The sequence below is a fragment of the Acinetobacter sp. TG2027 genome (genome assembly GCF_000302435.1).
Lineage (GTDB): Bacteria > Pseudomonadota > Gammaproteobacteria > Pseudomonadales > Moraxellaceae > Acinetobacter > Acinetobacter pittii.
In genome coordinates, this window is record NZ_AMJN01000005.1 from 23,786 (window position 1) to 47,103 (window position 23,318).

A 23,318-nucleotide genomic window follows, 5' to 3' on the forward strand; every position below is an offset into this window, starting at 1 on the left:
CCTTTAATTATAAAATAGTGCTAAGCAGTAGCGTGAAAGATAAACCCAACACTGAAATGATCGTTTCTAATACTGACCAAGTCTTGAGTGTCTGCCCTACTGTCATACCGAAATATTCTTTGATTAACCAGAATCCTGCGTCATTTACATGTGAGAAAACTAATGAACCTGAACCTGTGGCAAGTACTAAAAGTTCTGGCCTAACTGCGACACCCGCCGTAGCTGCAATTGGAGCGACAATACTACACGCTGTAGCCATAGCCACCGTTGCCGATCCTGTTGCCAAACGAATCAGTGCGGCAACAAACCAGCCTAACAATAACGGCGACAGGTTTGCCTTCAACGCTGTAGAAACAATCTCATTAGAAATACCAGTGTCACGCAAAATACCGCCAAAACCACCACCAGCACCTACAATCAACATAATCCCAGCAATAGAAGCTAAACACCCACCGCAGAATTTTTCAATTTGTTCACGGTTAAAGCCCTGCATCGTACCAAAGGTAATAAAGCTGACCAGCACGGCAATGAGTAATGCGATATCAGAAGTACCAATAAAACGTAGCAAATCATTTGCGAAAGTTTGTGGTGCAAAGAAAAGATCAGCCCAGCTACCAACCAACATCAATCCAACTGGCAGCATGATCGTAAATAAGGTAATACCAAAACTTGGTAATTCACGTGTCTTACTAGCATCTGCTTCAACAAACTGCTTTGCTAAAGGATTATTTTCAGACAATTTGACGTATTTATTGATCCAAAGTGCATACAATGGTCCAGCAACAATTGCCGTTGGCACACCCACTATCAGACTATAAGCAATCGTTTTACCGATATCAGCATGATAAGCCTGTACTGCCAACAATGCTGCTGGATGTGGTGGAATTAAGCCATGCACAACCGACAAACCTGCAACCATTGGCAAGCCCACAACCAGTAAGGATTTGCCTGTTCGCTTCGCAATGTTGAATGCAATTGGAATGAGTAGAACGAAACCTACTTCGAAAAATACGGGAAGTCCAACAATAAGGGCAATAAACATCATGGCCCAGTGAATATTTTTCTCACCAAACCACTTAATTAAAGTAATTGCTATTCGCTCTGCGCCACCAGACTCGGCCATCATTTTACCGAGCATCGTTCCTAGTGCGATTACAATCGCGAGGTGACCTAAGGTTTTACCTGTACCTGCTTCATATGACTTAACAATATCACCCATTGGCATGCCAACAGCCAAGGCTAAACCGAGTGAAACAATAATGAGAACTAAAAATGGATAAATTCTAAACTTCGCGATCATGACAACCAATGCAATAATCGCGATTACAGTGTAGATCAGTAACATGCCACCCTGAACCGTCTCCATGGGACACTTCTCCTTGGAATAATTATTTAGGCACACTGCCTAAACAAGGGTCTTCAACCACAGTAATTCCTACTGTTAAGACATTAAATTTTTATATTTAGGTGTGACCAGCAAAAACTGGTCACATCAATACAGCCTTTAAAGCACATAAAATGCACTTCATTTTTTATAAATATTGTCTACATTTACAATGCTCTCAACTGACTCGCAATTTGTGCCAAGCGAGTAATTTCAGCCCAGTCTTGGGCAGCTACTGTAGCTTTAGGTGTTAACCATGAACCACCTACACAAACCACGTTAGGTTGTTTTAAGAAGTCTGGCGCTGACTCTGCCGTAATTCCACCAGTCGGACAAAAGCGCAAGTTTGGAAATGGACCATAAAATGCTTTTAGCATCTCAACACCACCTGCCTGTTGAGCTGGAAAGAACTTCACAATGTCATAACCCAATTCAATCGCTTGAATCAGGTCACTTGGTGTCATCACACCAGGCAATAGAGGTAAACCAGCATCTTGCGCAGCCAAATGTAGGTCTTTAGTCAAACCAGGAGATACCCCAAATTGAGCACCTGCTTTTTTAGCTTGAGCACAGTGTTCTGGCTTGGTAATCGTACCTACACCCACCACAATGTCATCAGCTAATTGGCTAGCACGCTCAATAGCAGCAAGACCAGCAGCGGTACGCAATGTAATCTCAAGAACTTTCACGCCACCTGCATGTAAAGCACGTGATACATCCTCACCTTGCTCAGCAGAATCAAATGCCAATACAGGGATAACTGGGCCTAATTTGACGATATCTTCAATTTTAATCATTATTTTTCAGTTCCTTTGACTCAAATCTGCTCTGGTGAATTTTCACCAACTAATGCACCAAATACAGATGCCCCATGTTCAGCTGGCGCAGCAGCAGCACGGAAAACACCAAATAATTCACGGCCAAAGCCAACTTCGTTTTCTGCCTGATGTTCTGGCTGTGCAACAGGGCGCGACTGCCATACACCGTCCTCTATTTCAACATCGAGTACGCCAGCTTCGGCATCAATGATTAACATATCGCCTGTTTGAACTTTAGCAATCGGCCCATTTAGTAAGGCTTCTGGAGATAAATGAATCACCGCAGGAACTTTACCTGAAGCACCAGACATACGCCCATCAGTGACTAAAGCAACGTGGAAACCTTGATCTTGTAAAACACCCAACACAGGCGTTAAACGATGCAATTCAGGCATACCGTTAGCACGCGCACCTTGGAAACGAACAACCGCAATAAAGTCTCTGTGTAATTCACCACGATCAAATGCAGCTTGTACTGCTTCTTGAGAATCAAACACAATTGCTGGAGCTTTAACTTTGCGATGTTCTGGCGCAACAGCAGAAATTTTGATAACACCACGACCTAAACGACCCTGCATTAAACGCAAGCCACCATCTGGTTGAAACGGCTCGTCAATGCTACGTAGAACTTTGTCATCAAGGCTTTGAACCACACCGTCAACCCAAGTGAGCTTGCCATCAATCAGTTTTGGTTCTTTGGTGTAGTGCTGTAAACCTTTACCAGCTACAGTCGTTACATCGTTATGCAACAGGCCAGCTTCAAGTAAGTTACGAATGAGGAAAGCGACCCCACCCGCAGCTTGGAAATGGTTTACATCAGCTTTACCATTTGGATAGATTTTTGCGAGCAATGGAACAACAGCCGATAACTCATCGAAGTCATCCCAGTCAATCAAGATGCCAGCGGCACGAGCAATCGCAATAAGATGTAGAGTGTGGTTGGTTGAACCACCTGTAGCGAGTAACGCCACAATACCGTTTATAATTGCTTTTTCATCGACAACATGACCAATCGGCGTGTAGTTTCCACGCTCAACTGTTAAATCAAGTACACGAATCGCCGCTTCTGCGGTGAGTGCATCACGTAATGGTGTATGAGGATGAACAAATGCGGCACTTGGCAAATGCAAGCCCATGACTTCCATCAGCATCTGGTTACTATTGGCTGTACCGTAAAAAGTACAAGTCCCTTGTCCGTGATAAGCAGCTGACTCAGCTTCTAGCAAAGCATCTCGGCCAACCTGACCCGTCGCAAATTGCTGACGAATTTTAGCTTTCTCATCGTTAGATAGACCACTGGTCATTGGGCCAGCTGGCACAAAAATAGTAGGTAAATAGCCAAACTGCAAAGCACCAATGAGCAATCCCGGCACGATCTTGTCGCAAACACCAAGACATAAAGCTGCGTCAAACATGTTATGAGACAATGCAATCGCTGTACTCATCGCAATGGTTTCACGAGAAAACAATGACAGTTCCATGCCAGCATTACCTTGGGTAATACCGTCACACATCGCAGGAACACCACCTGCAAACTGCGCTACTCCCCCATTTTCGCGAGCGGCATTTTTAATTAAATCTGGAAATGTTTTATACGGTGCGTGAGCCGACAGCATTTCGTTATATGAAGATACGATGCCAATATTTGGTTCACGGCCTACTTTAATAATTAATTTTTCATTATCGTCCATACTGGCAAAACCATGAGCCAGATTGGCACATGAAAGTGCTCCACGAGCAGGAAATTTGCCTTGTGCATGTTCAATACGTTGTAAATATGCAGAACGAGTTTTTTGACTACGTGCGATTACACGCTCGGTCACTTTTGCCAATACTGGATTCGGCAAGTCCATGCTGGACGCTCCTGTACAACCGGATAAGCCGGAACATAAAAATAGACCAAATGATATATTTCATCATCATTTGATAAGGGGAAGGAACAATATTATTAAGGCAAAAAGCGACATGCAAGCCCTAGTAAATTTTACGGTAATACCGGAGCATGGGTATTAAATACAAATTATGTTTAAGTTTTAAACAAGAAGCTGGTTTTATTTTTGACTATATTTACTGGTATATTAGCTTCTAATAACTACGAGAAAATTCTCATAATATCAAAGCAATAAAATATTCTTATAAATGTATTGATACCGGCTTTTTTATACTAAGTTTTATATTAAAAATGTTTATGATTTATATATTTTAACCTATATATAAACGATTAAAATTTAATTTCATTTACGTATATTATTTGTAATACTCCCCTATAGTTTGATTAAAATAACACCACTTCTTTTTTCTTAAAAAATTTATATCAAATATTTGAAAAATACATTAAATAGAAATTTACCTTTTATAAATATATACAAAAAACTCGTTTCAACACGCATAAAAAAAACAAGGAATACAGTGGTTAAGCTTTATACTGGACAAATATTAGTTACAAATAATTTGATGGTCGATAGTGCTTAAGTCTAATGGGCTAAAGTCTATCTTGGACAGAAAAACAACACATGTTAAAACATGACAACCCGTTCAATCTGTATCAAAAAATAATACATCTTGAACAGGAAGTTAGGAAAACTATTTTAAATCAGGACTTGGGTATTTCAACGTGGCTACATCAGTATTAGTTATCAATTGCGGCTCTTCATCTATTAAATACGCACTGGTTTCAGAGCGTCGTGAAGATCGTATTTACGGTTTAGCAGAAAACTTGGGGGCAGCTGATGCTCGTATTAAGGGAATTACAGTAGGTGGTGAACCACTTGAACTTTCAATCCCTTATGCTGACCATGCCAAAGCTTTAGAAACTTTACTTGCACGTCTTGCCAACTACAAACCGCAAGCAATCGGACATCGTGTTGTACACGGGGGTAGTTTAACCAAAGCAGAATTACTCACTCCTGAAATTATTGAACGTATTCGTGCTGCGACACCTTTAGCCCCACTTCATAACCCAGCACATTTAATTGGTATTGACGCAACCGTACGTCTATTTCCTGAATTACCTCAAGTTGCCGTATTCGACACTGCATTCCATCAAACCATGCCACCGCATGCATACCGTTATGCAATTCCTAAGTTTTTATATACTGACCACAACGTTCGTCGTTATGGCTTCCATGGTACAAGCCATGCTTATGTGTCTGATAAAGCGAGTGAGCTAGCAGGTAACCTTAAAAAAGGTGGATGGTTAACAGCGCATCTAGGAAACGGCAGTTCAACTTGCGCAGTGTGGAATGGACAAAGTGTTGATACCTCTATGGGTCTCACTCCACTTGAAGGCGTAGTGATGGGAACGCGTAGTGGTGACGTTGATCCAAGCTTACATAGCTTCCTTGCGAAAAATCTCGGTTGGGACTTGGCTAAAATTGATAAAGTTTTAAATAACGAAAGTGGCTTACTAGGCTTATCACAACTCTCTAACGACATGCGTACAGTCATTGAAGCTGCTGAAAATGGCAACGAAGATGCTAGTCTTGCAATTGAAGTGTTTAGCTATCGCCTAGCAAAATCACTTGCTGCATTAAGCTGTGGTTTGCCAACTTTAGACGGCTTAATCTTCACGGGCGGTATTGGCGAGAACTCAGCTTATATTCGTGAAAAAACCTTAGCGTATTTACCTCATTTTGGTTTGCAGCTTGATAAAGATCAAAACAACAACCTAAAACGCGGCACTGAAGGCCGAATCGACAACGGAACAGGACCTCAAATTTGGGTCATTCCTACAGATGAAGAAGGCCGTATTGCCAAAGAAACTCGTCAAGTTGTTGAAGCGGCAGAAAATACAGCATCTGTAGCAAGCCTTGCTTAATTAGAGCTTAGCGAAAACTCGATATTCGTTTATTTATAGGTTTATATGAATACAATTTTATTGATTCCTACAGGTGAAGGGGTTGGCTTAACCTCTGCCTGCTTAGGTATGATTTACGCTCTTGATTGCAACGGCATTAAAGCAGGCTTTTTAAAACCATTTTCTCAAGAAGACCAAGAGCATCTTGACCGAACCACTTCATTATTCGGTCATTTATTTCAAAGTAAAACCGTTCAATCTATTTCGCATGAAAAATTAACTCAGCTTATTGCCGCTGGGGAAGTAGATGAATTACTTGAAGAAGCGGTTAGCCTTCACCGTAGCGTTGCAGCAGACCACGATGTCATTATTGTGGAAGGCTTATTACCTAACGGACAAGACCACTTTGCCAGTGAGCTCAACGCAAGTCTTGCACAAGCACTTGATGCAGAAGTTGTATTAGTTAGTACAGCAGATATTCAAAACCCGAAAAAAGCAGCAGAAAAAGTAGATGCTCATTTACGCCAGTTTGGTGGAGCAACATCAAATCGTACTGCTGGTGTACTGTTTATGCGTACCCGTGGATTAACCGAAGAAACAGCTCAAATTCCTGTTGCGTTTGATCCATCGTTACGACCGACTGAAGAAATCGCAAAATTTACGACTGAACTGCAAAAATATAATCGTTATTTTGGTTCTAGTGATTTACCGATTATTGGGCTGGTTCCATTTAGCAACACGTTAAGCGTACCAAGAACACTTGATATTGCAAATGTCATTGATGGGCAATGGGTACATCAAGGTGAAGCGAAAACACGTCGTATTTTGCATTCGAGTTTAATTGCTTCAAGCATTGAATATGAACTGAATAAGTTTATTGCAGGCGAATTGATTATTAGCGCATCTGAGCGTACCGACGTTTTACTTGCAAGTAGTTTGGCAACCAGCAATGGTATTCCTCTTGCAGGTTTGGTACTTACCGAAAGAGAAGCACCAGCACCAGAGCTTTTAGAGTTTTGCCAAAGTGCAATTAAACAAGGTTTGCCAATTTTACATACCCGTTTAAATACACTTGAAACTGCTCAGCGTTTATCTAATTTTGGCAATGAGATTCCAACTGACGATACCGAACGAGCTGAGCAAGTGACTCGATTTGTTTCAAGTCATATTGATGTTGAATGGCTTAAGCAGCACAGCAACAATGCCGCTACCCCTCGCCTGTCGCCATCGGCTTTCCGTCATGAACTGGTGCAAAAATCAATTGCAGCTAAAAAACGGATTGTGTTACCTGAAGGTGATGAACCACGCACCATTCAAGCTGCAGCAATTTGTCAGGCACGTGGTATTGCTGACTGTATTTTATTAGCTAAACCAGATGCTGTGCACGATGTTGCGAAAGCACGCGGTATTGAATTACCTGCCGAATTGGCAATTATTGATCCTGATAGCATTCGTGATCAATACGTTGCACCAATGGTTGAGCTACGTAAAGGTAAACTCAATGAGCTTCAAGCGAAAGAACAGCTTCAAGATACTGTAGTGCTTGGCACCATGATGTTAGCCTTAGATCAAGTCGATGGCTTAGTTTCAGGTGCGGTACACACCACAGCAAATACGGTCCGCCCAGCATTCCAGCTCATCAAAACAGCACCTGAATATTCACTGGTTTCATCAATATTCTTTATGCTTTTACCAGATGAAGTTTATGTATATGGCGACTGTGCGATTAATCCAGACCCGACAGCAGAACAACTTGCTGAAATTGCAATTCAGTCGGCTGACTCAGCGAAAGCTTTTGGGATTGACCCACGTATTGCCATGATCAGCTACTCAACTGGTACTTCTGGAACAGGTGCAGATGTTGAAAAAGTACAGCAAGCAACTCAAATTGCTCAGCAACGTCGTCCTGATTTACTGATTGATGGTCCACTTCAATACGATGCAGCTTCCGTTGAAAGTGTGGGACGTCAAAAGGCACCAGACTCACGCGTTGCTGGCCGTGCCAATGTATTTATTTTCCCAGACTTAAATACAGGTAATACGACATATAAAGCAGTACAGCGTGCTGCAAATGTTGTGAGCGTTGGACCAATGCTGCAAGGCCTAAACAAGCCTGTTAATGACTTATCTCGTGGAGCATTGGTAGATGACATCGTCTTTACCATTGCGTTAACGGCAATTCAGGCAGAACAACAAGCCACTGCCAAATAATTAATATAATTAACCTTTACTACCTCTCGCCATTTGATATCCGCTCAAATGGCTTTTTTTATTTTAGTCATTCAAAAATAAATAATTCTCCGATCTGTCTCTTTTAAATCACATCAATATGTTCTTATGCGACTTTCGGTCAAAAGATCAACCAATCTCCCACAACACTGTCTTTTTGTCATATAATTTAGCCCGCTAGCTAACAGCCCGCTCAAGAGATTTTCTGGTATGACAACGATTATCAAACAAGATGACTTGATTACATCGATCAAGGACGCCCTACAGTTTATTTCGTACTATCACCCGCAAGACTTTATCCAAGCGATGAGCCGTGCTTATGATCGCGAAGAAAACAAAGCCGCAAAGGATGCAATTGCACAGATTCTAATTAACTCTCGCATGTGTGCGGAAGGTCATCGTCCAATTTGCCAAGATACTGGTATTGTTAACGTTTTCCTTGAAGTGGGCTTAAATGTTAAATTTGATTTAACGATGAGCTTAGACGATGCAGTAAATGAAGGTGTTCGCCAAGGTTACCTTGAAAACAGCAACGTTCTTCGTGCTTCTGTACTTGCTGACCCTGCATTTGGTCGTAAAAATACAAAAGATAATACCCCTGCTGTAATTCACTACAAACTCGTTCCGGGTAACAAAGTAGATATTACTGTTGCTGCTAAAGGTGGCGGTTCAGAAAACAAATCTAAACTTGCGATGCTTAACCCATCTGACTCAATTGTTGACTGGGTACTTAAAACTGTTCCAACTATGGGTGCAGGCTGGTGTCCTCCTGGCATGCTCGGTATTGGTATTGGTGGTACTGCTGAAAAAGCCATGATGCTTGCTAAAGAAGCACTCATGGAAGAAATCAACATGGACGAATTACTTCGCCGTGGACCAGAAAACAAAATCGAAGAACTTCGTATCGAAATCTTTGAAAAAGTAAACGCACTTGGTATTGGCGCACAAGGTCTTGGCGGTTTAACGACTGTTCTTGATATTAAGATTAAAGATTACCCATGTCATGCTGCTGGTAAACCAGTAGGTATGATTCCTAACTGTGCTGCTACTCGTCATGCTCACTTCCAGCTTGATGGTACAGGTGTAGCTCATATCCAAGCACCAAAACTTGAAGACTACCCTTCTGTAACTTGGGATTCTTCACAGTCTAAACGCGTAAACCTTGATACCATTACCCAAGAAGAAATGGACTCTTGGAAACCAGGTGACACATTACTTCTTAGCGGAACAATGTACACAGGTCGTGATGCTGCACACAAACGTATGGTTGAAATGATCGACAATGGTGAAGAATTACCAGTTGATCTTAAAGGTAAGTTTATTTACTACGTTGGCCCTGTTGATCCAGTGGGTGATGAAGTCGTTGGTCCTGCTGGCCCTACAACTGCAACACGTATGGATAAATTCACACGTAAAGTATTAGAACATACTGGCCTATTCGGTATGATCGGTAAAGCTGACCGTGGTCCTACAGCAATTGAAGCAATCAAAGACAACAAAGCAACTTACTTAATGGCAGTTGGTGGTGCGGCTTACCTCGTATCTAAAGCTGTTCGTGAAGCTGAAGTTGTTGCGTTTGCAGACTTAGGTATGGAAGCAATCTACAAATTCGTAGTTGAAGATATGCCTGTTTCTGTTGCAGTTGATGTAAACGGTACTTCAATTCACGCAGTAGCTCCAAAAATCTGGCAAGCGAAAATTGGAAAAATTCCAGTAGTCGATGCAGCAGCTGGCTAATCAAGAAAAGCACCGAATTCGGTGCTTTTTTTTATGCATTCTTTTTTTATTTTAAAATCTGAAAAGAATTGTAACAATTACTTCGTCAATCTGTGCTATTAATGAAAGCACCCTCTCGCCAAATATTGAATATAGGTCATTTCATGACTATTCGCCCTATTCTTAAAAATCTCTCAATCAGCCTCTGCCTAAGCTGTATTACTACAAGCTTATTTGCCTCTCCTGCCAAATTAAGTTCTGTTAAAGAACTCATGCAAATGAGCCAAATTGATTATCTGCTTAAAGAATCAATTAATGAATTAACGCCTTACTATGATCAACAGGCAGAACAGATCGTTAGTAATATTACGGGTATCAAAACTTTAGGTCCAAAAGAAAAAGAGGCCGCGAAGAAGTTAGGTTCACTCTTAAAAGATTCGAGCAATCAGCTCATTAGTAACCCAAAAACAGCTCAAGCCTTACAGGATATTTATCTTAAGACTTATACTGAAGAGGAAATTCAGGCTAATCTGAAATTTTTAAAAACCCCAGAAGGCCAATCAATTACGCGCAAAAACGTACAGATTATGGGGCAAATTTCAGAATATATGATGGAGTTGGGACAGCAAACATTTAATGACCCTAAAGCACGAGATCATATGCAAGAAGAGATACTTAAAATTCTTGCACCGTTGATGAAAGATAAAGAAAAGTCTTAAACTTTTCTTTATCTTTTGCAGCTCATTACCAAGTTAAAGGATTCCATAATTTAAATGGCTTAATCAGATGTACATCTGATTTTTCATCATATTTGGCTGGCTTTAATTCTTGTGGTTTATGACGGATCTTTCCTGAAGCATCTTCAGCCACAAAATTATAGCTAGAAGATTTAAGCTCGGTAAATGCTATCTCTCTACGTCCAATATTGTCTTGCATTAACATAAATGGACCAGTATGTTCACTGCGGTCCATTTTATTTTCTTCATCATATTTCAAATAATAAGACGTTCCCGCCTCAACAGTGATATCAATATATTTTGGTTCTTGAAAATGGATACCAAGTAAAGGGCGACTCGCAGAAAGGCGATACGTTCCTGCTGGCAACTCAATCCAGTAATAATGATTATGTAATAGACTCGGAATGCGCTTACCATTCACAAAGAGATTAATCGCTGCGATTTCCTGACGATTCCATTTTGTGTCTGGTCGATATAGATAAACTACAGCTGCCTGTTCATTTTGTGGTTTAATTGGAGCAAAAGTCTGACCCAATTTTTGGTTGACCCACCCTCCCACAGTAAAACCGCCTAAATGATATTGATCTAATAAACCAGGTTCTTTTTCAACATCAACTTTAGGTAGAGTCGCAGTCAATTCACTCGGATTTTTTTCTAAATGAGATGAACTTTGACAGCCCACAAATAGTCCTGCACAGCACAAAGATACGATTAAATAACGCATGGCATCCCTCAAAGCGTTTTGTTTTTGATTTATTTTTTACACCGCAAAACTATGCGTATTTTGTATTTTTAAGATTAACACTACCCATATAAATTGAAAACAAAAAAAGCATGAATCACTAACGCGATTCATGCTTTTTAGATGAATGAAATCTATGCAGACTTCGAATCAATAACCTTTAAATCTGCCTTAGCGACACTTTCATGCGTTGCAGCTTCTTTAGGTTGGCGTTCAGCCTGATAAACAGGTTCTGCTTCACCATTAATGACTGCTTCATTAATAATGACTGTTCCAACATCTGTACGACTTGGTAAATCATACATAGTTTCAAGCAGTACGTTTTCCATAATAGAACGTAGACCACGCGCACCCGTATTACGTTCAAGCGCTTTTTTAGCAACAGCACGTAATGCAGAATCTTCAAAGATCAGATCAACATTTTCCATAGTGAAAAGATATTGATACTGGCGTGTTAATGCATTTTTTGGCTCAGTCAAAATTTGCATTAAAGCTTCTTCATCTAACTCTTCAAGTGTCGCAATCACTGGTAAACGACCAATGAATTCTGGAATTAAACCAAATTTCACTAAGTCAGTTGGCTCAACCTGACGGAACAATTCAGCAAGCTTTTTGGTTTCATCTTTGTTTTTAACGTCAGCTGTAAAACCAATACCGCCTTTCTCTTGACGCTGTTGTACAATTTTTTCCAAACCAGAAAATGCACCACCACAAATAAATAAGATATTTGAGGTGTCAATTTGGATAAACTCTTGCTGTGGATGCTTACGACCACCTTGAGGTGGAATCGAAGCAACTGTACCTTCAATCATTTTCAATAATGCTTGTTGTACACCTTCACCAGACACATCACGCGTAATTGATGGATTTTCAGATTTACGAGTAATCTTATCAATTTCGTCGATATAGATAATGCCCTTCTGAGCCTTCTCTACATCGTAGTCTGCTTTTTGCAAAAGCTTTTGCACAATATTTTCAACATCTTCACCCACATAACCCGCTTCGGTTAATGTTGTTGCATCTGCCATCGCAAATGGAACATCTAAAAGGCGAGCTAATGTTTGCGCAAGTAAAGTTTTGCCTGAACCAGTAGGTCCAATCAGTAGAATGTTACTTTTAGCAATTTCTACTTCTTTAGACACATGACCATTATGACCAACTTTCAAGCGTTTATAATGGTTATAAACCGCAACAGAGAGTGTCTTCTTGGCAAGATCTTGACCAATAACATATTGATCAAGCGCAGCACGTATTTCATGTGGTTTTGGCAATGCCTTACTCGCCCAGTCACCCGCTTCAACCTGTTGGCTGGTTTGTACAAGGTCTAAGCAGACATCCACACATTCATTACAAATATATGCGTCCTCACCCGCAATCAGTTTCCCGACTTCAGACTGCGTTTTACCGCAAAATGAACAATGTTTTTGTCCTTGAGGATGTTCGGACATATTCACTCCACAAATAGAATCTTAAATATTAGGGCAAGATGCACTGCATAAATAACTAAATGGAGATCTTTTTCAACATCTCAAGTTATTTATATAAGACGGTCCTTATGGACGCTTACTTAACACCTGATCAACCAGACCATATTCTTTAGCAGCTTGGGCTGTCATAAAGTTATCACGGTCAGTATCACGAGCAACGGTTTCATAGTCTTGACCACTGTGCTCTGCCATTAAGCGGTTCAAACGTTCTTTAATAAAGAGAATTTCACGCGCATGGATTTCAATATCCGATGCTTGACCACGGAAACCACCCAATGGTTGATGAATCATGACACGGGCATTTTCTAAACAATAGCGTTTGCCTTTGGCGCCCGCATTTAACAAGAATGCACCCATTGAAGCAGCTTGACCCATACAATATGTCACGACATCAGGCTTAATAAACTGCATTGTGTCATAAATGGCCATGCCCGCTGTCACAGATCCACCTGGAGAGTTGATATAAAGGTGGATATCTTTATCAGGATTTTCAGCTTCTAAAAACAACATTTGGGCAACAATCAGATTTGCCATGTTATCTTCAACTTCACCTGTCAAAAAAATGACGCGCTCACGTAAAAGTCGTGAATAAATATCAAAAGAACGTTCGCCGCGAGAAGATTGTTCAACCACAACAGGAACTAAAGCATTTTCAATTGTTGGAACATACATACGTTATTTATTCCTAAATTTTTTGTGACTTAACCTATGGCAACAATATGCGGGATAATTTCTCAAATTGCAAAAGGTTCGCACTGAAATATTATATTATTTATACCTAAGTACTTAATGCCGCACTCTAATTGACCACATAAAGAAAAACAAAAAAGGCGCCTCAGGCGCCTTTTTCTGACTTCTTAAAAGATTAGCCCATACGGCGAGCTTGTTGTTCTTTCAATAAGTCATCATAAGATACAGCTTTGTCAGTCACTTTAGCACCAGCTAAGATGTGATCAACAACTTGATCTTCTAATACAACTGCTTCGATTTGAGCACGTTGTTGAGCATCATTTTTGAAGTATTCAATCACTTCAGTTGGATCTTCGTAAGAAGAAGCCATGTCGTCAATGTAAGCATCAACGCGAGCTTGGTCAACTTCAAGTTTAGCATCAGCTAAAACTTTGCTTACCAATACGCCAAGCTTAACAGAACGCTCTGCTTGTTCTTTGAACAATTCGTCAGGAAGCATGCTCTTGTCAAAAGATTGCGCGCCTGCACCACCAAATTGTTGAGTGAACTGTTGAACCATTTGTTGACGTTGACGGTCAATTTCTTGAGCAACCATTGCAGTTGGAACTTCAACTTCGTTCGCAGCAACAAGAGCATCAAAAGCAGCTTGTTTAACTTGGTTACGTAAACCATTGCGAACTTCACGTTCCATATTCTTACGAACGTCAGCTTTTAACTTTTCAACGCCTTCTTCTTCAGTTACACCGAAGATTTTTAAGAATTCAGCATCAATTTCTGGAAGTTTAGATTTTTCAACTTGCTTCACAGTGATTTTGAACTGAGCTGCTTTACCAGCCAAGTTTTCAGCTTGGTAATCTTCAGGGAAAGTAACATCAATTACTTTCTCTTCACCAGCTTTCATGCCAATGATGCCATCTTCGAAGCCAGGGATCATACGACCTGAACCTAACACAAGTTTAAAGTCTTCAGCAGAACCGCCTTCAAACTTCTCACCATCGATAGTGCCTTCAAAGTCAAAAGTCACTTGCATGTCTTTTTTCGCCATACCCTTGGTTACAGCCCAAGTTTGACGTTGTTTTTGCAAGTTTTCGATCATAGCGTCAACGTCAGCGTCTTTGATTTCAGCTGATTTACGTTCAACTTCTAAGCCGTCAAATGCTTTTACTTCAACTTCTGGATAAACTTCTACAGTTGCTTCAAAAACTAAAGCGTCTTCTTTATGTTCAACTTTCTCAATGTTCGGCATACCTACCGCATTGATTTTTTCTTGTTGAATTGCTTCAAAAACGCTATCACGAATGATGTCATTTACAACTTCTTGATAAATGCTTGCACCGTATTCGCGACGAACAACGTTTTCAGGTACTTTACCTGGACGGAAGCCGTTGATCTTCACAGTTTTGGCAGTGCGCTTCAAACGAGCTTCAAATTGCTCGTTAATACGGCTCGTCGGTACAGACACATTTAAACGACGGGCAACGCCCGAAACCGCTTCAGTCGTTACTTGCATGGCTTCCTCGATAAAAATTAGTTAGTAGGAACAGTTTTTAAAAAAGTGCTGTATTATATGACAACTTTCAAGATATACAAAATTAACCGATCACTTCATGTAAGTGAAGAACATTATTCTAGTAAATTTCACAGTAATTTTATGATTTTTTAAATATTTTTCATAAGCACTTAAGTAAAACTAATTTTTTAGTTATTCTTTATAAATCTAAATTTACAATCATTTTTCATAAATTTATCGCTTTTTAAAACAATTAAACACAATCAAATAATTAGCTATTTTTTAATACTAAAACCCATCCAACCTTTCACATTTCCTTCACAATTCTATCGACAAATCCAATTAACACAAACTGTACATATAAATAAGAATTATTATTATTCGCATAACCTTTATGATTTAAAGTCCTGAAATTATGTCTTTCATCAAAACCCGCAAGAAAATTGTATCGTCTGCAATTGCTTCTTCTCTCTCTGTGATAGCAACCGCTGCTATCGCACAAGAACAAGTTGAAGTATTAAAAACTATTAATGTGCATGCTGAAGCAAATCAAGCAGAATCATTGAAAATAGATCAGTCTGCGAACGCGAAATTTGTAGCTCCGCTAAAAGATACGCCAAAATCGGTGTCAATTCTTTCCCAAAAGCTACTTCAAGAAACGAATTCAAATACCCTACTCGAAGCTCTACGCAATGAACCAGGTATTACACTTGGTGCTGGTGAAGGCGGCGTTCCATATACAGATATTCCTTATATTCGTGGTTATAACGGCCAATCTTCTATTTATGTTGATGGTGTTCGTAATGCAACAGCTCAAACTCGTGACATGTTTGCGATTGAACAAGTTGAAGTCATCAAGGGCTCAAGCTCTGCTTTAACTGGGGGAAGCGGGATTGGTGGCAGCATTAACCTTATTCCAAAAATTGCCCATGAAGGTAATGTTTATCAAGGATCTGTTGCGGGTGGTACAGACAACTACCGTCATATTCAGCTTGATGCCAACAAAGACTTTGGCAATGGTGTTGCTGGCCGTGTTGTTGTTATGGGCCATGAAAATGACAAACCTGGTCAAAGTAATGGAGCCGAATACGCTCGTGTTGGTATTGCACCGAGCCTAGCGCTCGGCTTAGGTTCTGCAAACCGAGCTACATTAAGCTATTACTTCTTAAAAAGTAATGATGAACCTGATTCAGGTATTCCATTCAATAACCCAAACCTTGTTAATAATGATGGTACACCGAAATCAAATGTTCCTGCTGGTGCAGAAAAAGGAGATGGTAAGCCTGTCGCTGTTAAGCAAGGAGCATATTATGGTTGGAAAGCGCGTGATTTCGACAAACGCGAAAACCATATTGGCTCATTGAAGTTAGAACATGACTTTAATGATGATCTAACACTTAGTAACACAGCAAGCTATAGCCGCTCTAAAGCAGACTATATCTACACTAACCCAGATGACTCTAAGAGCAACATTTATAAAAATCAAGTTTGGCGCCGTGTTACACAATCTATTCGTGAAACAGAAGCGTTCACAGATCAACTATCTTTAGCCGGAAAACTTCAAACTGGTCAGCTTACACATAGTTTTAATGTAGGTGCTGAATATAGTCGTGAAGAGACTGAACGTGGCTCATATAACATCATCTACCCTGGTTATAAGGGAACAACGACAACTGGCTTTGATAATACATGTAAAAATAATGATGGGTGGTGTACCAGTTTAACAAATCCATCTGGGAATGCCCCATGGTTAGGTTCATTAACAACGAATCCAAAACAAAGAACATCAACCAATGAAACAGTATCAATTTATGCTTTAGATAGCATTGAATTCAATAAATACTGGTTGCTCAATTTAGGTGCGCGTTGGGATAAATTCGATTCAGAGTTAAAGTTCAATAAGGACTACGTAAGTGGCAGCACTACTACGCCTGCTGGAACTGTGTATACCAATGACTCTGATTTCTTCTCGTATCAAGCTGGCGTAGTATTCCGTCCAACTGAACATGGCAGTATTTATGCAAGCTATGCTACCGCTGCTAACCCAGTAGGTATGGATGCTGATATTGATGGCCTGTCTGCATCGAATCAGGCTTTAGATCCAGAAAAAGCTCGTACTTATGAAGTGGGAACAAAATGGAGCCTTTGGGAAAATCGCGCGAATGTTACAGCCGCAATTTTCCGTACCGAAAAGCAAAATACGCGTATTGCAGTTGATGCAAACACCACAACCAATGCTGGTGAAAGTAAAGTTGATGGTTTTGAGCTTGGTTTAACTGGTCATATTACCGATAAATGGGAAATGGCTGTAGGTTATAGCTATCTTGATAGTGAAGTTGAAAAAGCTGCCTACAATGCTGTTGCTCAAGAAGGCAAACCTCTACCATTCGTTGCAAAAAATAGTGCAAGCTTATGGACCACTTATAAAGTTCTACCAAAACTAACCGTAGGCGCAGGTGCACAATACCGTGACCAAGTGTATGCAAACACAAATCCAAATACCGCATTGACTTCAACCAAAATCTTACCTGCATTCACTATTTACAATGCAATGGTTCAGTATAAAGTTGATGAAAATGTAGATCTACAATTAAATGTTAATAATATTTCTGACAAACGTTACTTTACTAGTGCCCATGCAGCTCATTATGCAAATGAGGGTGAAGGTCGTAACGCAGTGTTAGCAATTAACTTTAAATATTAATCCTAAATCCCATAATATTTTTATGGATTTCATTTAGTTTCTATAAAATAGCCTCATCATGAGGCTATTTTTACAAATAGAATATATCTTAAAAGGTGTTTGCCGTGATTCATCATATCCCCAGTGTTTTAAGCAAAGAGCAAGTTGCCGAGTTTCGTAAGCTCATGGAAGATGCCGATTGGGTAGGTGGCAAAGTGACTGCCGGCACCTTGTCTGCTTCAGTGAAAAGAAATCAGCAACTCTCCGAACAGGACCCACTTACTCATCATTTAAGTGATCTTGTCATCAAAGCAATTTGGCAAAATCCAGTGTTTCAGGCCGCAGCCCTACCCCACAAAATTATTCCACCACTTTTTAATCGTTATGATGAACATGAAAGCTTTGGTTTCCATGTAGATAACTCGATTCGCCTTATCCGTGGAACTTCTGAACAGCTACGCACTGATTTATCTTGCACATTATTTTTAAGTGAACCAGATGAATATGAAGGTGGTGACCTAGTGATTGAAGACACTTATGGTTATCACGAAGTTAAATTACCGGCAGGTGATGTCGTGCTCTACCCGTCTACTAGCCTGCACGAAGTCAGTAGCATTACCACAGGTACTCGTTTTGCTTCTTTTTTCTGGGTACAAAGTTTGGTCCGTGACGATAGTAAACGTCATCTTTTATTTAATCTTGATGAGAGCATTCGAGAACTACGTAAATCACACGGCGATAACTATTCAGAAGTCATGAAGCTGACCAACATTTATCATAATTTAATCCGTATGTGGTCAGAACTGTAACTATATTTATTTTTGCCTTTTTAAGACCAGATAATCTTTTTTACCTTAATAAGGCAAAAATATGAAAATTATTTCCCCAAAAAAACAAAACAGCGCAAAATTAGAAAATTATTTTCTAAACAACTTAACTAAAATTATGATAAGAATTTCGTACAAGGTGTAATCATTGTTTAGATGTGATATATCTAAATAACAAGATTACCTGCAAACCACCAAACTTATTATTTCACGGTCTAGAGATGAAAACGAATTACTTGTTTGCCCAGCCTACTCAAGCAAGACATCATCTGCAACTCCTGATGCTGCGCCAAGCGCGCGTATAAAAATTTTGTCTGCATTTTAAAGCAGCACTTCAAAATTACCTTTAATTTTTCTGAATTAGATACCATATATTAAGTAGAGACGTTGCCTTTTAAATATATCCAGAGCAACCGCGCTACGAGACAAGGAGTTTTCTCATGATGTTGGCTGACCCTAGCAAAAAATACCGCCGTATGTACCAGCGTGTGGATTTACCAGATCGCCAATGGCCAAATAACGAAATTACAAAAGCGCCAATCTGGATGAGTACGGATTTACGTGACGGTAACCAAGCAATTTTTGAACCGATGAACATGGAACAAAAATTTAAAATGTTCAAAATGCTTGTAAAAATCGGTTTTAAACATATTGAAATCGGTTTCCCTTCTGCATCTCAAATTGACTTCGATTTTACTCGTATGTTGATCGAAGAAAATCATATTCCTGATGACGTATACATTGAGGTTTTGGTTCAAGCACGTGACCATTTAATTGAACGTACTTTTGAATCTTTGGCAGGTGCTAAACGCGCAATTGTGCATATTTATAACTCGAACTCTCCAACCTTCCGTCAAAAGGTGTTGAATGTAGATGTTGATGGCGCAAAACAATTAGCAATTAATGCTGCTCAAAAAGTTAAAGAGTATGCGGCTCAATATCCTCAAACTGACTGGATTTTCCAATACAGCCCAGAGTGTTTCTCTGCAACTGAATTAGAAGTCGCTAAAGATGTCTGTGATGCCGTCACAGAAATCTGGGATGCACGTCCAGATCATAAAGTGATTTTAAACTTGCCAGCGACTGTAGAAGTTTCTACACCAAATGTTTATGCAGACCAAATTGAATGGATGCATCGTAATTTGGCGCGTCGTGATGGCGTAATCATTTCTGTTCACTGCCACAATGACCGCGGCTGTGGTATTGCTGCATCAGAACTTGCCATTATGGCGGGTGCTGACCGTGTTGAAGGCTGTGTGTTCGGTAATGGTGAACGTACAGGTAACGTTGACGTTGCAGCAATTGCATTGAACATGTACACCCAAGGTGTAGCACCAGAGTTAGATTTTTCTAATATTAATGAAGTGATTGCAACGGTTGAAGAATGTACTGGTTTACCTGTACACCCTCGTCATCCATATGCAGGCGACTTGGTATTTACTGCATTCTCTGGTTCACATCAGGATGCGATCAAAAAAGGCTTCGAGTACCAGAAAAACGAAGAAATCTGGGATATGCCTTACTTACCAATCGACCCGAAAGATTTGGGCCGTGACTACGATGCTGTAATTCGTGTAAATAGTCAGTCTGGTAAAGGTGGTATCGCTTATTTATTAGAATCAAACTACAACGTTGTGTTGCCACGTCGTTTGCAAATCGAATTCAGTCAGGTTGTTCAACAATATGCTGATGAGAACGGTACAGAAATTAACGCTAAAGAGATCTGGACGTTATTTAAAGACGCGTATGTTGATGTGAAGAATCATCACTACACAGTCAAACACTACAAGTTATCTGACATTAATGGCACTCAAATTATCGAACTTGATATTGATGTCGAAGGTGAAACACAACAACTTCGTGGTGAAGGTAATGGACCAATTTCTGCATTCTTAAATGCTCTTCAATTACCAATTGACGTATTGAACTATGAAGAACGTAGTATTAGTTCAGGTGCAAATGCGAAAGCCTTAACTTTAATTGAACTTCAAGTAAAAGGTACTGGTAAAGGTTCGTTTGGTGCCGGTGTTCATGACAATACAGTCACCTCATCTATTGAAGCAATTATTGCGTGTACCAACCGTTTGATTGATCAAGGTGTTTTAAGTACAGATCAGGTTGTTGCCGCCGCTGTTTAATTAAAAAAAAGACTTTGGAAAGGATACCTAGCTTGGTATCCTTTCTTTTTATTCCTGAAAGATTTAAAAGGCGAAATGTTCCCGTGTCTTTTCCAGCTGATTCAGTGGGGTTAGTCACTCCGCAAAAGTTCCAATTTGAAGAACCATTACACCTTGAATGTGATCGTGTTTTGCCACGTTTTGAACTAATGGTCGAAACCTACGGCACTTTAAATGCTGATAAATCAAATGCAATTTTAATCTGTCATGCTCTTTCCGGACATCATCATGCAGCGGGTTATCACCACGAAGATGATAAAAAAGCTGGATGGTGGGATAGTTGTATTGGCCCGGGTAAGGCAATTGATACGAATAAGTTTTTTGTAGTTTCGCTAAATAATATTGGTGGGTGTAATGGCTCAACTGGCCCGACCTCACCAAATCCTGAAAACGATAACCGTCCTTATGGACCTGATTTCCCATTAGTAACGGTACGCGACTGGGTTAAAACTCAGGCCATGCTTTCTGACCGTTTGGGTGTAGATGTCTGGTATGCAGTGGTCGGTGGATCATTAGGAGGCATGCAAGCACTACAATGGTCCGTAGACTACCCTGACCGCCTACAAAAATGTGTGATTATTGCCAGTGCACCAAAGCTTTCAGCACAAAATATTGCATTTAATGAGGTTGCTCGTCAGTCAATCTTGTCTGATCCAGATTTCCATCATGGCCGTTATTTAGAAAATGATAGTTATCCGAAACGCGGACTAATTTTGGCTCGCATGGTCGGTCATATCACCTATCTTTCAGAAGAAGCCATGAAACAAAAATTTGGCCGTGATTTAAAATCTGGCAAATTTATGTACGGTTTTGATGTCGAGTTTCAAGTCGAAAGCTATTTACGTTATCAAGGTGAACAGTTCAGCCGTAACTTTGATGCCAATACCTATCTCATCATGACTAAAGCTTTAGATTACTTTGACCCATCACGTGAGTACGGTCATTCTTTAACTGAAGCGATGGGTAAAACTAAATGCCAGTTCCTTATTGTCTCGTTCACAACTGACTGGCGTTTTGCACCAAGCCGCTCACAAGAAATTGTAGATGCACTTATTACCAATCATAAGCCAGTAAGTTATCTCGACATTGATGCTGAACAAGGCCATGACTCGTTCTTATTCCCGATTCCACTGTATGTCAAAACCATGCGCGCTTTCTTAGGCGGTGAAGAACACTTAAAATCGACATCACTGGAGGCAAGCTAATGCGTATTGATCAACAACTGGCAGAAAAGTGGATTAAACCCGGCTCAAGCGTACTCGACTTAGGGTGTGGTGACGGTGAATTACTCGCTCATATGAGCCAAAAGCATCAAATTCGTGCTTATGGCTTAGAAATTGATCAAGAAAAGATTGCAATTGCCGTCAGTCGCGGGTTAAATATTATTCAACAAGATTTGAATCTCGGCTTAAGCCGCTTTGCAGACCAGTCCTTTGACTATGTGGTTATGGCACAAGCTTTGCAAGCCGTAGATGCACCCGATGTTTTATTAAGAGACATGTTGCGTGTGGGTAAACAGGCAATTATTACTTTTCCAAACTTTGCACATTGGAAGACTCGCTCTTTTCTTGCATTAAAAGGAATGATGCCTGTATCGGATGCTCTACCATATATGTGGTATAACACTCCCAACATTCATTTATGTACATTTAAAGATTTCGAAGCACTATGTGCTGAAAATCAGATACAAATTATTAATCGACTCGCCGTCAATGGAAATCAGCAGGGAAGCCTGTTAAGCAAACATGTTCCGAATTTGTTTGGTGAAGTCGCTATTTATCGAGTGAGTGCACTATGAAAAAGACATTATTTAGCACACTATTTGCAGGACTGCTAAGTATGCAGGCTCATGCAGATTATATCGCCCAGCCACAATCGGTTGCGAGTCAGGCTGCACGTTTTTCAACAATGGGGATTAACGATCTTCAGAAAGCAGCAAAAGCTGGTCAAGCAGGCGCACAGTTTTATCTTGGTACACATTATCAATATGGTAAAGATGTAGCAAAAGATGACAAACAGGCTTTCGCATGGTTTAAAGCAGCAGCGGATCAAGGTTTATCGCCAGCACAATTAAACGTAGGCCGCATGTATGCCGACGGTATTGGTGTTAAAAAAGATGAGTCTATGGCTCGTAAATACTTTGAAAAAGCAGCAAGCAATGGCGATAACCGTGCAAGCTATAACCTTGCGATGATGGAAGAGCAAAAGAAAAACTACGTTGGTGCTTACCAATGGTATGAGCTTTCAACTCGTGATGGCATGCTCGACAATAAAGTGATTAGCCTATCTGAAGGTAAGAAAACTGCTCTAGCAGCGAACTTAACTCAAGAACAAATCCGTACAGCACGTGACCGTGCGGACAAATGGATTCAAGCACAATAATAACGGTTCATCCGTAAAAAACCTTACTCGACTAAAGCCACCTTGTATGCTCTACAAGGTGGCTTTAGTTTAGGTTGTCCCATTTTATATTCTATTTGTTTTCCTCTATATCCCCTTCCAAAAAACACGTAACATAACTG

18 protein-coding genes are annotated in these 23,318 nt (G+C 40.2%); 11 read left to right on the top strand and 7 right to left on the bottom strand.

The annotated features are described in order from the left end of the window. Nucleotides 1-7 precede the first annotated feature (7 nt). The 3 genes from B806_RS0101985 to edd all read right to left on the bottom strand — a co-directional run bounded on the left by B806_RS0101985 (nt 8) and on the right by edd (nt 4,055). Complete coding sequence (locus tag B806_RS0101985) at nt 8-1,366, bottom strand: gluconate:H+ symporter (RefSeq protein WP_017402549.1); 1,359 nt, start codon at nt 1,364-1,366, stop codon at nt 8-10. Nucleotides 1,367-1,551: 185 nt separating this feature from the next. Then, complete coding sequence (eda, locus tag B806_RS0101990) at nt 1,552-2,181, bottom strand: bifunctional 4-hydroxy-2-oxoglutarate aldolase/2-dehydro-3-deoxy-phosphogluconate aldolase (protein WP_009390833.1); 630 nt, start codon at nt 2,179-2,181, stop codon at nt 1,552-1,554. Between the two features lie 20 nt (nt 2,182-2,201). After that, nucleotides 2,202-4,055 (bottom strand): phosphogluconate dehydratase, encoded by a 1,854-nt coding sequence (gene edd, locus B806_RS0101995; protein ID WP_017402550.1) that lies wholly within the window; start codon nt 4,053-4,055, stop codon nt 2,202-2,204. Between the two features lie 660 nt (nt 4,056-4,715). Here edd and B806_RS19100 point away from each other — a divergent pair. The 5 genes from B806_RS19100 (at nt 4,716) to B806_RS0102020 (ending at nt 10,662) form a co-directional block, all read left to right on the top strand. Next, complete coding sequence (locus B806_RS19100; protein ID WP_079380912.1) at nt 4,716-4,835, top strand: hypothetical protein; 120 nt, start codon at nt 4,716-4,718, stop codon at nt 4,833-4,835. Next, nucleotides 4,817-6,019, top strand: coding sequence for an acetate kinase (locus B806_RS0102005; RefSeq protein WP_005066132.1), 1,203 nt, complete (start codon nt 4,817-4,819; stop codon nt 6,017-6,019). The genes B806_RS19100 and B806_RS0102005 overlap by 19 nt, the downstream gene beginning before the upstream one ends. Nucleotides 6,020-6,064: 45 nt before the next feature. Beyond that, a complete protein-coding gene (pta, locus tag B806_RS0102010) occupies nt 6,065-8,209 on the top strand; it encodes a phosphate acetyltransferase (RefSeq protein ID WP_017402551.1) in 2,145 nt (714 codons plus the stop codon). A gap of 228 nt (nt 8,210-8,437) precedes the next feature. Further along, a complete protein-coding gene (locus B806_RS0102015; RefSeq protein WP_017402552.1) occupies nt 8,438-9,964 on the top strand; it encodes a fumarate hydratase in 1,527 nt (508 codons plus the stop codon). 143 nt (nt 9,965-10,107) lie between these two features. Next, nucleotides 10,108-10,662 carry a DUF2059 domain-containing protein gene (locus B806_RS0102020; protein ID WP_017385722.1) on the top strand — a complete coding sequence of 185 codons (555 nt, stop codon included), beginning with the start codon at nt 10,108-10,110 and terminating at the stop codon, nt 10,660-10,662. Nucleotides 10,663-10,687: 25 nt separating this feature from the next. Here B806_RS0102020 and B806_RS0102025 read toward each other — a convergent pair whose 3' ends face one another. The 4 genes from B806_RS0102025 to tig all read right to left on the bottom strand — a co-directional run bounded on the left by B806_RS0102025 (nt 10,688) and on the right by tig (nt 15,109). Next, on the bottom strand, nt 10,688-11,404 hold the full coding sequence (locus tag B806_RS0102025) for a DUF2846 domain-containing protein (protein WP_002115030.1): 717 nt from the start codon (nt 11,402-11,404) through the stop codon (nt 10,688-10,690). Nucleotides 11,405-11,556: 152 nt separating this feature from the next. Further along, nucleotides 11,557-12,870, bottom strand: coding sequence for an ATP-dependent Clp protease ATP-binding subunit ClpX (gene clpX, locus B806_RS0102030; RefSeq protein ID WP_002114726.1), 1,314 nt, complete (start codon nt 12,868-12,870; stop codon nt 11,557-11,559). 105 nt (nt 12,871-12,975) lie between these two features. After that, nucleotides 12,976-13,581, bottom strand: coding sequence for an ATP-dependent Clp endopeptidase proteolytic subunit ClpP (gene clpP / locus B806_RS0102035; protein WP_002114870.1), 606 nt, complete (start codon nt 13,579-13,581; stop codon nt 12,976-12,978). A gap of 193 nt (nt 13,582-13,774) precedes the next feature. Beyond that, a complete protein-coding gene (gene tig / locus B806_RS0102040; protein WP_002114878.1) occupies nt 13,775-15,109 on the bottom strand; it encodes a trigger factor in 1,335 nt (444 codons plus the stop codon). Nucleotides 15,110-15,524: 415 nt separating this feature from the next. Here tig and B806_RS0102045 point away from each other — a divergent pair, with 415 nt between their 5' ends. From B806_RS0102045 to B806_RS0102070, 6 genes are all read left to right on the top strand, one after another. Next, nucleotides 15,525-17,813 carry a TonB-dependent siderophore receptor gene (locus tag B806_RS0102045; RefSeq protein WP_017385721.1) on the top strand — a complete coding sequence of 763 codons (2,289 nt, stop codon included), beginning with the start codon at nt 15,525-15,527 and terminating at the stop codon, nt 17,811-17,813. A 104-nt stretch (nt 17,814-17,917) separates the two neighbouring features. Next, on the top strand, nt 17,918-18,601 hold the full coding sequence (locus B806_RS0102050; protein WP_017385720.1) for a Fe2+-dependent dioxygenase: 684 nt from the start codon (nt 17,918-17,920) through the stop codon (nt 18,599-18,601). Nucleotides 18,602-19,059: 458 nt separating this feature from the next. Beyond that, nucleotides 19,060-20,757 (top strand): 2-isopropylmalate synthase, encoded by a 1,698-nt coding sequence (gene leuA / locus B806_RS0102055; RefSeq protein ID WP_005066113.1) that lies wholly within the window; start codon nt 19,060-19,062, stop codon nt 20,755-20,757. A gap of 83 nt (nt 20,758-20,840) precedes the next feature. After that, on the top strand, nt 20,841-22,001 hold the full coding sequence (locus B806_RS0102060; RefSeq protein WP_002114709.1) for a homoserine O-acetyltransferase: 1,161 nt from the start codon (nt 20,841-20,843) through the stop codon (nt 21,999-22,001). After that, nucleotides 22,001-22,594, top strand: coding sequence for a methionine biosynthesis protein MetW (gene metW / locus B806_RS0102065; protein ID WP_017402553.1), 594 nt, complete (start codon nt 22,001-22,003; stop codon nt 22,592-22,594). Before B806_RS0102060 ends, metW begins: the two co-directional genes overlap by 1 nt. Further along, the gene (locus tag B806_RS0102070) at nt 22,591-23,178 is read left to right on the top strand and encodes a tetratricopeptide repeat protein (protein WP_005804213.1); all 588 of its coding nucleotides are present in this window, start codon (nt 22,591-22,593) and stop codon (nt 23,176-23,178) included. Before metW ends, B806_RS0102070 begins: the two co-directional genes overlap by 4 nt. The last annotated feature ends 140 nt before the right edge of the window (nt 23,179-23,318 follow it).